Origin of the sequence: Lelliottia sp. SL45, from assembly GCF_026672535.1 — a bacterium.
Lineage (GTDB): Bacteria > Pseudomonadota > Gammaproteobacteria > Enterobacterales > Enterobacteriaceae > Enterobacter > Enterobacter nimipressuralis.
The window spans coordinates 11,686-24,503 of sequence record NZ_JAPPRH010000009.1 but is presented as its reverse complement, the minus strand read 5'-3'; the positions used below and the strand labels follow the sequence as shown (position 1 = coordinate 24,503).

Here is a 12,818-nt window from a genome sequence, read left to right as displayed (position 1 = left end):
TTGTCACTGTTCAGAGGGATGCTGCTGTGGGTACTGTTATTGCCACTGCGCAAAGCACTACAAAAATAACATGTGATCCAACAGGAAGCACTCAAGATCAAGATGGTGCGTGGGATATATATTTAAGCTCCTCGAACATCGATTATGGTAGCAGTCCTGTCGCCGACTACAGAAACACAGTTCTAAACGGTGTGGGATTTAAATGGGTAAACCTTAACTCCGCCACTGGCACATATCTAACAATGACGAACACGGCTATAAACAACTCAGCGGTAAAAAGGGGGATTGATTATAATGGCGTCACAACATTTACTGACACCTGGTCTTTAGTGAAAACAGGCTCTACAGTTTCTGGTGTTTTAAATATTCCAGCAATTGCCATGAACCATAGAACATCTGTTACCGGCATTGATAGAGGCCCTGTGTTTACCTATAGTTTCACTCCTGTTACAGTTAATGTACTTGCTTGTTCTATTACAACACCCAGTGTCAATGTCCATCTGGATACGGTATTATCCAGCAGTTTTACTGGCGTCAATTCTACCAAAGGCGATCAACCTTTTACCATTGGCTTGGAGTGTGATGCGGGGGCGCGTATTAATGCCTCGCTCAGCTTCACCCAAAATACCGGGACATCCGATAACAGCGTGATTCAATTAACTGGTGCGGGAACTGTGGGGGTGGCCAGCGGCGTCGGTATTCAGCTGTTGTATGATGGAGCGATATTAAGAAATAACACTAACGTGGTACTTAAAAATTCCTCCGGCGGACTGGAATTCCCGGCGTCTGCCTTTACAGCGCGTTATTTCCAGACTGCGAGCACTGTGACCCCCGGTGATGCGAATGCTACCGCTACGTTGAACCTGACTTACCAATAAATAATAAGTAGTCTTTTCCAATTTTTCTTATGTGACTGGTCGCGAACGCACGCAACCTCAAATAATAAGGATATTCACCGTGACGACTTTGCATTCTGTTAAGAAAGAACTTTTTCCCCTGGTCGTAATGGGCGCACTCACCATCACCAGCGTGCTTGCCGACCCGGTGACCATCAACATAACCGGCAAGGTAACGGCCGCCGCCTGTACCGTCGACAACAGCGGCATCTATAACGTCTCCATGCCTGATGTCACTGCTGCCGTGATGAACTCGGCCGCCTCATACGGCGACTGGAAGACCTTCGACGTCACCCTGAGCAACTGCCCGGCCGGCACCACCTCAGTCAGGGCAACTTTTGACGGCACCGCCGACGGCGCCGATGCCAACAAGTACGCCAACACCACCGGCATCGGCTATGCCACCAATGTCTCTGTTCAGTTGCAAAACCGTTCCGGCACCGTCGCCGACAAGGGCAAGAACAGCACCATGACAGTCAACGTAGACGCCAGCAAAAAAGCCACCTTTGACCTGCAGGCTCGCCCCTACAGCACCGCAGGCGGTGGCACCGTCGGCAACATCAGTACCGTGGTGCTGATGAGCTTTACCTACAATTGATTGTGTTACCCCTGGCACGAGAGCCATTTGTGTTTAAACGTGTTTTTATGCTCAACATGTTGCTGTCCGCCCTCACTGTCCTGCCGGGCACAAATGCGCACGCCACCAATGTCAATATTACCGGAAAGGTTATCGCTTCATCCTGTACCGTCAGCCCTGTGTCGGTAGCGGGGCATGCTGGAACCTGGAAGAGCTTTACTCTCAACCTGAGAACTGCCCGCCGGTACCACAACGGTCAAAGCCACATATACCGGAACGCCGGACGGCACCAACGCAACGCTGTTTGCAAATACCGAACCGTTGGCCACTGCGGCCCCCAACATAGCGGTGCAGATAGCCAGGGACAGCGAACACTCAACGGTGCTTTCCACTTGCAGCGTCATGAGCGCAGACGTGGACACTCAGAGCTGCACCGCCACCTTCCCGCTGGCGGCCCTGCTGACCCATGACGGTAAAATCTATCTAACGCCTGCACAGCTATCCATGCTGCTCGAAGGCATAAACTGGAAGTATCCTCGGCGGACGAAACGTTCTGGCTTGCGGATATAACCAGCTTTAAAGTAGGGATATGAATACCTCACTGCTCGATGAAAACGCCCGGCTCAGAGTGCTGTTGCAGGTGCAGCAGACCACCATTTTCAAAATGGCGGAGTATAACCGCCTGAAGGCGTTGGTTGCTGAACTGCAGCGTATACAGTTCGGCAAAAGCTTCGAAAAGCTGCGTGAAAAAAACGCGCGTCAGGTACGGGAGGCGGAAGAACGCATCGGTGCCCTGCAGGAGGAGATGGCTGAGGTGCCGGGCGAGCAGCATGATCTGGTATTACCCCAGCCACTGCGACAGTCTTCCGCCCGCAAACCGCTTCCGGCCTCACTTACCCGCGAAACCCGCACGCTGCCGCCGACAGAAATGCGTATTTTCATGAACGGAGATCACCCAATAACGGCGTTTTTCAAGGTAGTTGTCGCTTTTTGTAATAAAATTACGTTATGCCGCTTCTTTTTCGGGGTTCAGGTATACCTCATATATAGGACTCCAGTTGCGAATTTCTTTACCCCAGCGTTCCGGATTTTGTTGGCGGGCTAGTTGGTAGACCACTTTCCTGGCCGAAAGTATTCCAGTATCGGCACCACGGTGGCGTTCATCCGGTGTGACATATTTAATTCCGCTGTGCTTGTGTTCCTGGTTATACCAACCCACAAAGCGGGTGACCCATGCACGGGCATCATCGATATCCTGAAAGCCATTTTCAGGCCACCATGGGCAATATTTCAGCGTGCGGAATAGCGATTCAGAGTAAGGGTTATCATTGCTGACTCGGGGGCGAGAATATGAACTGAGTACACCGAGTGCATACATTTTTGCGAGCATCGTATAACTTCTCATCGGGCCTCCGTTATCGGAATGAAGCACCAGATTTTGGGATGAACATTTTTCACGCCATATCGCTCTTTGCAGCAATTCTGCCGCATGCTTGCCGGATTCACTGGCAAAGACTTCTGCAGCGATAATTTTACGGCTGTAAATATCGACGATCATATAGAGATAAAAATGTTGTCCTCTGACCCTGGAGGCCAGATAACTAATGTCCCAACTCCAGACCTGATTGGGTCCTGTTGCTTTAAGTGCGTCAGGCCGCGTATACCGGCTTTCCCGTGATCTTCTGGTCAACTGGTTAGCGTCTCTTAACACACGATAGAAGGTTGATTCAGAAACAATATAAATACCTTTATCCGCCAGCGTCGGAACAATGACATTTGGCGGCAAAGATGAAAATTCTGGTGAATTGCATAATTCAAGAATTTGTTGTCTCTCTGCTTCCGACAGCTTATTCCGAGGGATCCGGTTCGTTATATCAGGCCTTCTGTCGGCCTTAATATACTCACCGTCACCCCAGCGCTGAAGTGTCCGAATAGAAATGCCAATGCACTGACAGGCCCGCGTTTTGGATGCTCCCTGACTGACCGCATCACCTACAAGGGATATGATTTTCTGCCGCTCCGAAAGAGGTGTCAGTCTTCCTCGCTGTTGTCCCAGAGGGCATTGAACTTTTCCCTTAGCATCAGAAGTGCAGCTGCTTCTGCCAGAGCTTTATCTTTACGCTGAAGCTCTTTCTCCAGCTCTCGTAACTTATTTTTTGCGTCACGTAATGCCCTGTCTGTTCGAATATTTTCCGTCAGTTTTTTTTCATGCGCCTGAATTGAGATAGCCCGCTATTCTTTGACCTGTTCAACAAACAATCCCATACGACGGCAATAATCAGCAAGCTCCATTTCTGACAGCGTAGCCGTCTCAAGAACAACAGAGAATCGACGTTCCGGTGTCCAGTCCTCACCGTCAACGGAGGTAATCTTTTCATTTTCAGGTAAAAGTCCTTGCTCCACTAACTCACATCTCCATTTTGATACAACTGAGGCGCTGATCTTCAGCTTACGGGCTATCTGACGATGTGACCAGCAGTATGGTGGCAAAAGCCATATCAGTCCTTTCTCTTTGAGCTCAATTGGTATTGGTTGTCCTGGCATTGTTATCTCCTTAAAAAATTGAGGCGACAACTATGCTGACACAGGGGGTTACTCACCGATCTCCTGCATGGTAATACGCAGCGGGTTCGCTTGCGCGTCGTTCGGCCTTTGCGACATCCTGCGGCCATTCACGAAATGAAGTAAAGGGAATATCGTTAAGTTCGCAATACTGCTGACGGGTAAGACCGCTGGCCCGCCAGCTGGCGACATGCTGTTTTTTCTGCTCAATGAACCATCGTTGTTTCATCAGTAAACATCCTTCGTCAGTTAAAGATGTTGCTGATATTACCCGCTGAAATAATTATGAAAATATGAGTTCACCGGATGCTTACGAAGTAACGCTGCCAGGCAAGGGGGAGGCAGATTAGATGAGGCAGCCCGGAGTGCAAAAAGCTGGTGCAGGTCATCAACTTGGTGCAGCAGTGTATGCCATAACCAACTGGCTGGACTTCGGCTGAGGAGCAGCATTGGTAACGGCATCGCTGACTGCTTCAGCAACATAGCGACTCTGTTGCAGAGTCGTCAGTAATATGATGTGATTATCGGGTATAAATACTACGATACGGCGAACGTTAGTTCCTGTGATTATAGACGGATTATAAGGCAACAGAAGAACAGGTTGCATTTCACAACCCATTATCATATTTATAAGTCCTTCGGCTGCCAAAGTATATGGCGACAGAATGTGATTAATTCTCGTGCCGCCATCCGCAACAAACGCATTACTGGTAAACAAAGGTCACTTCAATAATTGATTGCACGTTACCCGCAATCACCTGTCCGCTAGTGCGCGCATAATTGGCAGTTAACCCCAGGCTGACCGCCGAGGTTCCTACGGTTCCTAACGATACCGTATTATTGGCGGGAACGACGGTGCCGTTGCGTGTCAACTGAACGCCAACCCCCTGTGCCGGCGATGATGATGCAGTGTTTGCAAAAACTGTGTTGCCCGCATCTACAGTAGTGCCTGAAAGGTAATAATTCAGATTCTGGTTCTGCGCACAATAGACCGTTAATGGAATTGGTGCCGTACCAGGATAGTCAGGGAGAGTTACAGTAACATCTCGGGCTGAAACATCACAGCCTCCTGTTGGTACAAAAACACTATTATTTGCATAAATATTCCAAGTGAATCGTAATTGGTGTTGGTTGCTTCCATCATCATAATTTGATCCAACCTGTCTCATTACTATTGTTGCTATTTTCTCACCCGTATGTATTAGAACAGAACTCGCGGCAGATATTGGTGTAAGGTATAATTGAGCATCCCATCCAATGAATGAAGCTGACTGCAAATCATAAGAGGCAGTTTCTGCGACCGTCGGTAGATTATAGCTATTACCATAGTACCCAAGAGTACCTGTAAAACTATTTAGCGCGCCACCAAATGTAGTTCCTTGTAATATTGACACATAATCATGTCTCCTGGGAGGATCTGCAAAAGAATCATTCCTACATGAAATTGACTGTGACAGGTCAACCACAAGAACCTGGCCAGGTTTTATCTGCGGAGTCAAATTAACAAAAACGTTAGCAGTAGTGTTTCCATTATAATAGCTTAGTTCTTGCCCTGTACTATCTTTACAAGTAAAAGCATAAGTACTAAATGAGGCCCCTACAAATAAGTAAAACATAACTATAGTTCTTAATGAACTGATGAATATATTAACCGTCATCGTTTTCTCCTGGCTCAGGCGTAGGTGTAGGTGACGTTAATCACCGCCTGAATAGTTCCCTGGGTGGCCCCGCCGTTGACCGTCAGCGCTCTGACCTGTAGCGGGAAGCTGGCTGACTGGGTTGCTTCATCCACCTGGACCTCTTTTTTCGCGCCGGTATTCAACGTGGTACCGCCGTCATCCTGCAGTTCAAGCTGGATATTTCCTGCGGTACCCTGATTTTTGTAGTAGCCAGTGGAATCTGCCGTACCGCTGAAGCTGGCTGTGACCCGTGACGTGCCTACCGGGCAGTTGCTCAGGTTGAGCGCTACGCTGTGCCACGGCGAAGAAGAGCCAGCAGACACCAGATTAAAGGTGTATAGGTCGCCGAGATCAACGATGGCGTTAAGGGTGGAAACCGTACACGGTTTCGCCACAACCTTGCCGTTAACGGTAATGGTGACGTCGGCAGCCTGTAACGTTGGGGTGGACGCCGCCAGCACTGTGGCCAGAAGCCAACCGGTGTGGGTAAAATTCATCAGAGCCTCAGCTTACTGAAATTCAAGTGTGAATGTTGCGGTTGCATTTACGTGTCCGGCGGTCACCGGTACCTGAGTTGCCATCAGTCGGGCATAAAAGTTCAACGTGTTGGTCTGGCCGGGGGTAAGCGTGGTCCACTGGATGGTGGATGATGTGGCGTTGAGCGGCAGCACTGTCTGCTGTCCGTCAAGGATCTGCACGCCCATGCCCGCCGCAGCTGACACGCCGCCGTCGAGTTTTAGCAGGTCTGCATTAATGCTGTCGGCAATACCAACAAAACCAACTTTAACCGCCGTGGCCAAGCTGCCGCAGGGTGACAATACAATGCGAAAGGGCACCAGGGGCGTGGTGGCTCCAGGCGTATGTAACTGCTTTGCTGCGTTATTCATAAGGTCAACGGTAAAATCCTTTGATTCAGTAGCGACTTCGCAGGCGTTATCCCGAACGTAGCCGCTGATAGTGATGGTGCTGTCCGCCGCTCTGGCGTTGGCAACCGTCAGCGGTATAAAGGTGCTCAGCAGGTAAAGTGTTTTTAACATCATCATGATTTCCTTAGCGGCACTCGGCTGACAGCTGGCTTAGTGTCTGGTTCTGGCTTTCTGGCGGGAGACTATAGTCGGCCTCACAGCCGGCGTTCGGTCCCTCTCCCCACTTCGCCCGGACTTTACCGATCAGCGGCATTCCGCTCAAATACACTTGGCCGTTATCGGCGACGATGCTGCTCCCCTGGCTCCCCTCCACTGTGACCAGTGCACCAAAGGGAACCGGCTTACCGTTATAGATAAGCGACATCAGCAGCTTGAGTCCGACGTGGGCCTTAAATTCAGCGCGGACTATCGCGCCGTGAGTGGGCACCACGCTTGCCACGGTATCGTCCAAATCGACATTGTCGGCAAGGCTGTTGGTGTTGAGCGCCACCCGATTCTCCCGGTATTCGGTGGCATAGGGCAGCACGGCATAACCGCGCCAGTCTGTCTGAACACCAGTCTGGTTTTCTAATTTTACCCCATCTGCGCCAGGAGCTTTGATCAGCACGACAGTGTCATTCATTGGCTGACTCAGGGTGATGCCGTCGGCGTGGGCCAACACGCCGCCGCTCAGGCCGTAATAAAGATTCCTTACACCGTCGCTGCGGCTGTAGCCCACGTTGGCGTTGCCATAGCCGCCACGATAGTTCAGCGCCGCATAGCCAGTACTGTTGCTACTACCGCCGCCGGGATAACCGTTATAGCCGGTCTGTACGCTGTAACTCAGGTTATTGTCCTCAAGCAGCGTACCGTACAATCCAGCCAGGTTCGTCACCTCGCCGTCAAGGTCATGAGACGAGCTAAAGCTGGCGTTGGCGTGTCGCCAGACGGATTTACTGTCTGAGCGCATCCAGTGGCTGAATGGAATATTGACGTTGGCCGCGAGCATCTGGTCACGTCCCTGCTGCCAGGCGTTTTTGGTCAGGCTGTAGCTCCATGTCCAGTTGATATCATCAATGACAGTATTCAGCCCCGCCTGCAGCTGCTGGTCTACCTTGTCAGTGCCCCAGTAGGTCTGATGACTACCGCTCAGATAGAGGGTAGCGGTACGCCCCAACTGCTGGGTGACGCTGAGCTGCGCTTTACCGCGTTTGTTGTAAGCGAGGTTGTAGTAGTCTGTGAACTTAGGATTCACTTCAATCACGCCGTCCTGGGTCTCTACATTGTAGCCGCTCATCCGACTGTAAGTGGTGTCAGCTAAGCTAAAATAGCCGCGCGTGGAGTAGCGGTAGCCCACCAGTTGAATATTGGTTCCGGTATCCGACAGCGATTTGTTATAGAGGAAACGTACTGACCGCCCCTGATGATCGCTATCATCGGGCAGGGTTGCGTTGGCCTGAGTGATGTCCACAGACAGAGCACCCAGTTCGCCCATATTTTTACCCACGCCAAGGTTAAAAGCACGGTAGCGGCCCGCCAGCTGGGTACCCCCGTACAGTGTCCAGCCTGCCTGAATCCCGTGCAACAGCGTCACCTGGAAGAACTTTGGTTTTTCCTGCAGCCCGTTGCCGCTGCGGTACTCACCGGCGGTGACGGCATAGCGGGTATGGCCCTCACGCTGGAGTACCGGGACGGAAGAGTAGGGCACGGTGAAAACATTGCTGCTGCCGTCGGCCTCGTTGATGGTCACCTGCAGATCACCGCCGTTGCCTGCGGAGTAAAGATCGTTGATAATGAACGGGCCGGGCGGTACCGTGCTCTGATAGATCTCATAGCCGTTCTGTTTCACGGAGACCTGGGCCGTGCCGCGGGCAACCCCATGGATCGCCGGAGCAAATCCTTTCTGGCTGTCCGGCAGCATATTGTCATCGGAAGCGAGCTGCGCACCGCGGAAGTTGATGCCATCAAAAACATCGCCGTTGGTATAGCTGTCGCCCATGGTCAGGCGCGAACGTAGCGAGGTGATATCGCGCTCAAGCCATGTATTGACGTGCTGCCACTTGTTTTCACTGGTCGACGAATTACCACTGCTGTTGTAGCTCCAGGTGGTGTTGTCACGCAGACGCCACGCACCGAGGTTCATCCCGCTTTGAAGGTTTAGGTACGCGTAGTTGCTGCTGCCGCTCACACCGTTATGGACGTTGTTGCCGGAGAAGTTGTAGTTCAGCAGTCCGGCATTAATTCCGTGGTCCCAGAGTTCAGGCGGAATATAGCCGCGCGCCTTATTGCCCATAAACACCTGGGGTATGGTCAGATAAAGCCGCTGCTGACCGACGTCAAAACGGGTAGTGGCATCTTTGATCAATTCAGTTAATGGCACGCAGGCGTCAGATGCCATTGCGCCCATTCCCGGTATAGCAGGCGTATTTACTCCAAAGCTGTTAAGCTGCCCTCGGGTGAGGCATGGCGTTAATCCGTGGCCGTTTTCACCTGCATTAAAGGTGATATCGCGGGTGGTCATATACCCGTCATTCAGGTAAATGTCCGCGCGATAGGTTCCAGGTGGCAGTTCTTGGCCTTTTTCAAAACCGGACAGATCCGCCACGGCACCTGGATCGTCCGCCAGGAAACGTGGGTTGAAATAAAGCTCACCCCGCACGTAGAAAGTTGCCGATACAAGTAAAAAAGCAACAGAAAAATGCGCGAATGTACGCTCAAATCCTGAAGTCATACGCCGAGTATCCAAACGGTAAGGTCCATATTTAAGATGTTACATAATCTCTCCGGTCCAAAGTCGCCCGGCAATCGGTATTTTTATCGTTCAAGGGGAGCCCCGCGCAGCTCCCCAATTAATTACTGCATTACGCCTTTCATTTTCGGGGTCAGTGCGCCATAGTCGTTAATTGTCCGGTAAGTAATCTCACTACCAGCACCAGCGGGCAGACTGATGCTGGCTTCACCCATCGGCGGGACTAGCGCATTTTTAAGCACTCGGGTACCGGCATTGAGTTCAGTAACCGTCAGGTAGTAAGGCGTAGGGTTGATCAGCGTTAGCGAGCCTGCACTACGGCGAAACTTCAGACTTTCAGGGGCCTGATCGGGCGGCAGCGCCAGTTTTTCCGGGCGGTAATAGAGCTTGATACGGCTGATAATCGCCAGCTGCAGGGTGTTATCGCTGAGCTTCGATTTGTCCATGGACGGAATCGCTTTGACGTTCATCCAAAACAGGGTCTCCCGGTCTTGCGGTAGCTGGTTATTCGTCGCATCGAGGATACGCAAGGTACTCTCTTTTTTACCCTGCATGGCAAAAAGCGGTGGGGTGATAACAAAACGCCCGTCTTTTTCGCCATCGGCATTCTCGACCCAAGACTGAATGAGATAAGTGCTCTTTTCATCATTATTCGTTACCGCTAACTGAACCTGCTTTTGTCCTGCCGGGTAAATGACCCGGGTTGCACCCAGCGCCACGCCTGCTTGGGCCTGCGCGGTAAAACCGGTGGTTGCAATCAGTAAAAGTCCCGCCAGTGAACCACGCAGAGTACCCAGTGTATTTTTCATGCTTACCTCTTTATTACTCACTGTTATTTCCTGTTATTGGCACTGATTACTGGTAGGTCAGGGAGAACCAGGCCTGAGCATTTGCAACCCCTCCGGTGACTTGATTACCGGTGGAACGGTATTTAGCGACAAAATGCAGCGTGGTCGGGCCAGTATGCAGCTGTGTCCATGATGCTGGTGGCGCATTGAGTGGGATCAGACTGCCTGTTTTATCAAACAGTGCAACACCAATGCCGGTAGCGATCCCTGGCCCCTCGCCAACCGAGAGCACGTCAGGATTTTTACCATCGGCGACGCCGTGAAATGCCACACCAACGCGCTGGCTAACCGCGGTACTGCATTCCTGTAGGTGAATATCGAAAGGGACAGGATTGTTATCCTCTCCCGCAGAATGAAACCGATTGCTGCTGATTTGCCCCATATTGACGGTCATCTGTCGGTCATCCGCTTCAACGCGGCAGGACTCGGCAATGACTATCCCCTGGAAACGCATGCTCCCTCCCGGCAACATAACGTCCCATTGAACAGCCTGCGTCAGAGGTGATAGCAAAAATATCAACAGACCCGACTTCATCTTTAGCATCGTTATTACCCCAGTCTTATTTGGATAACGGGCAATCCTAGCCCTACATGCTTCCTTGCCTGATGAAGAAGTTACTCGTACTGCACTTTAAAGGTAGCGTCAGCGTTAGCGGTACCAGCAGTTGCAGCGCCAGTGGCGAAGTAGCGAGCCTGGAACGGAATGATGTTGGTGCCATCGTTCAGCGTGGTTGCAGCACTAAAAGTTGCGCCATCCACAACCAACGGTGTATTGGTACGATCAAGGATTTGTACGCCGACGTTAGTCGCGCCGCCCGCAGTAGAACTCTGCAGTGCCAGTACACTTGTGTTAGAACCATCAATTGCAGTACCTGTGAAAGCAACGGATGCTTTGGTGGCTACCGTGGTATCACAATCGTTCAACTGAATATTGAAGCCAACAGAAGAGCTGACGTCACCCAAGGCAGCGAGTGTTGCTGAACGAACCTGACCTAACTGAATGGTCTGATCGACAGAACCGGCATCAACTGCGCAGGCTGCGTTAACGACTTCACCTTTAAAATGCACCGTGCCGCCGTTAACTACAGTGGCGGCAGCCAGAACTGCCGTGGAATTCAAGGACAAAACTGACAGAACAACGAATGCCAGTGTTTTTATTTTCATGCTGTTTTCCTTAAAAAAATCGAGCTATCGAATAATGCTGCATCTGTCTAATCAAACAGCTGCAGAATTATTTGCACTAATGAGGAGCAAAGAAGCAATTTAATTTACTCCCCGCAAAAATAGCAGTTCTTTTATGTGCGCCTTAGCTTTATAATAAATATCTGCACAGTTTTTTATGTGCATTAATTCATGTAATCGCTTAGGGTTTCATTTACAGGTGCGCCTTAGAACCTATCCCGGAAGGGATTCTCAGAATGCCGTAACTGATAATTAATAACGACCTTCTGGCGTTCAGAAAGGGAACGCTGTTCGGCGCCGTTGCCGAAATCACCTGAAACCAGAAGCTTCAGGGGAAGTTCAGTTTTTTAGAAGATCCACCAGTATGTAAATCCAATTTCAGGTTAACGCGTGCTTTACGCTTTAGGTATTTCGTTCTTAAAGAGATTGCTCATAAGACCTCCAGTCTTTCAGGCAAAGGAATTAATCCGAAATATGCGTAAGCGTGCAGCGAGAACCGTATTGACGGGGATGTGTTATTCAGTTGGCAGCGCTACGCGCCAGGGGAGCAGCTCGCTGACCCTGTTTATCGGCAAGTCAGCAATGACGTCAAGTACATAGCGGAGGTAGCTTTCTGACTCCACTCCGTTCAGTTTGCACGTCCCGATCAGGCTGTACAGCAGCGCTACCCGCTCTCCTCCATGATCCGAACCGAAGAACAGGTAGTTTTGCGGCCCAGGCTGACCATCCGCAGCGCATTCTCAGCTATGTTGTTATCTGCTTCGGCCCAGCCGTCGTCAGTATAGTAAGCCAACGCTGGCCACTGGTTCAGTCCGTACATGAATGCTTTCGCCAGTTCTGAGTGTCGCGACAGCGTTTTCATCTTTTCACGTAGCCAGCATTCCAGGGATTTCAGCCGCGGTTTAGCTTTTTGCTGACGTTCTGCAAGGTGTTGCTTTGCCGGCATCCCCCTTATTTCCGCCTCTATGGCATACAACTCGCCGATCCGTTTCAGGGATTCTTCCGTCAGGGCTGACGGGGGGCGAACGTGCACATCGTGGATCTTGCGACGGGCGTGAACCCAGCAGGCAGCTTCCGTTATCTGTCCATTGCGGTACAGCTCGTTGAACCCGGCGTACGCATCCGCCTGCAGAACACCGCTGAAGCTGGCGAGATGGCTCTGCGGGTGGAGACCTTTTCTGTCCGGGCTGTAAGCGAACCACACCGCCGGCGCCAGCTCTGACCCGGCGTTACGGTCGTCACGAACGTACGTCCACAGCCGCCAGCTCTTCGTTTTCTTATTCCCTGGCAACAGCACACGGACAGGCGGTCGAGTAGACCAGAGGGATCCTCCCCCTCTGGCCGCTCACAGAACCGTACGTGATGCTCTCACCTCATACGGCTCCTGTTATTCAACTCTATCTTCCAGTGTACAAACAGT

General features: G+C 51.2%; 9 protein-coding genes and 6 pseudogenes. 4 read left to right on the top strand and 11 right to left on the bottom strand.

Translation table 11 applies throughout. The features are described from left to right. Positions 1-26: 26 nt before the first annotated feature. From OVA10_RS23280 to OVA10_RS23265, 4 genes and pseudogenes are all read left to right on the top strand, one after another. On the top strand, positions 27-878 hold the full coding sequence (locus OVA10_RS23280; protein ID WP_268196982.1) for a fimbrial protein: 852 nt from the start codon (positions 27-29) through the stop codon (positions 876-878). A gap of 79 nt (positions 879-957) precedes the next feature. Further along, positions 958-1,494 carry a fimbrial protein gene (locus OVA10_RS23275; RefSeq protein ID WP_268196981.1) on the top strand — a complete coding sequence of 179 codons (537 nt, stop codon included), beginning with the start codon at positions 958-960 and terminating at the stop codon, positions 1,492-1,494. Between the two features lie 438 nt (positions 1,495-1,932). After that, positions 1,933-2,043: pseudogene (locus OVA10_RS23270) on the top strand (IS66 family insertion sequence element accessory protein TnpB); the annotation flags it as partial. Between the two features lie 19 nt (positions 2,044-2,062). Further along, positions 2,063-2,401, top strand: a pseudogene (locus OVA10_RS23265) (transposase domain-containing protein); the annotation flags it as partial. Positions 2,402-2,479: 78 nt separating this feature from the next. Here the strand turns inward: OVA10_RS23265 and OVA10_RS23260 are convergent. The 11 genes and pseudogenes from OVA10_RS23260 to tnpC form a co-directional block, all read right to left on the bottom strand. Beyond that, positions 2,480-4,017: pseudogene (locus OVA10_RS23260) on the bottom strand (IS3 family transposase). A gap of 82 nt (positions 4,018-4,099) precedes the next feature. Beyond that, a pseudogene (gene tnpA / locus OVA10_RS23255) lies at positions 4,100-4,267 on the bottom strand (IS66 family insertion sequence element accessory protein TnpA); the annotation flags it as partial. 472 nt (positions 4,268-4,739) lie between these two features. Then, on the bottom strand, positions 4,740-5,693 hold the full coding sequence (locus tag OVA10_RS23250; protein ID WP_268196980.1) for a fimbrial protein: 954 nt from the start codon (positions 5,691-5,693) through the stop codon (positions 4,740-4,742). Positions 5,694-5,707: 14 nt separating this feature from the next. Then, a complete protein-coding gene (locus OVA10_RS23245; protein ID WP_268196979.1) occupies positions 5,708-6,211 on the bottom strand; it encodes a fimbrial protein in 504 nt (167 codons plus the stop codon). A 12-nt stretch (positions 6,212-6,223) separates the two neighbouring features. Beyond that, positions 6,224-6,754 carry a fimbrial protein gene (locus OVA10_RS23240; RefSeq protein ID WP_442788019.1) on the bottom strand — a complete coding sequence of 177 codons (531 nt, stop codon included), beginning with the start codon at positions 6,752-6,754 and terminating at the stop codon, positions 6,224-6,226. A 10-nt stretch (positions 6,755-6,764) separates the two neighbouring features. Continuing rightward, positions 6,765-9,350: a fimbrial biogenesis usher protein gene (locus OVA10_RS23235; RefSeq protein WP_268196978.1), complete on the bottom strand. Its 2,586-nt coding sequence runs from the start codon at positions 9,348-9,350 to the stop codon at positions 6,765-6,767. 122 nt (positions 9,351-9,472) lie between these two features. Then, positions 9,473-10,198 (bottom strand): fimbria/pilus periplasmic chaperone, encoded by a 726-nt coding sequence (locus OVA10_RS23230; protein ID WP_268196977.1) that lies wholly within the window; start codon positions 10,196-10,198, stop codon positions 9,473-9,475. Positions 10,199-10,223: 25 nt separating this feature from the next. Beyond that, positions 10,224-10,760, bottom strand: a complete 537-nt coding sequence (locus OVA10_RS23225) for a fimbrial protein (RefSeq protein WP_268196976.1) — start codon at positions 10,758-10,760, stop codon at positions 10,224-10,226. A 71-nt stretch (positions 10,761-10,831) separates the two neighbouring features. Beyond that, positions 10,832-11,380, bottom strand: coding sequence for a type 1 fimbrial major subunit FimA (fimA, locus tag OVA10_RS23220; protein WP_268196975.1), 549 nt, complete (start codon positions 11,378-11,380; stop codon positions 10,832-10,834). A 269-nt stretch (positions 11,381-11,649) separates the two neighbouring features. Next, a pseudogene (locus OVA10_RS23215) lies at positions 11,650-11,832 on the bottom strand (type VI secretion system contractile sheath small subunit); the annotation flags it as partial. Positions 11,833-11,913: 81 nt separating this feature from the next. Then, positions 11,914-12,704, bottom strand: a pseudogene (gene tnpC, locus OVA10_RS23210) (IS66 family transposase); the annotation flags it as partial. Between the last annotated feature and the right edge of the window lie 114 nt (positions 12,705-12,818).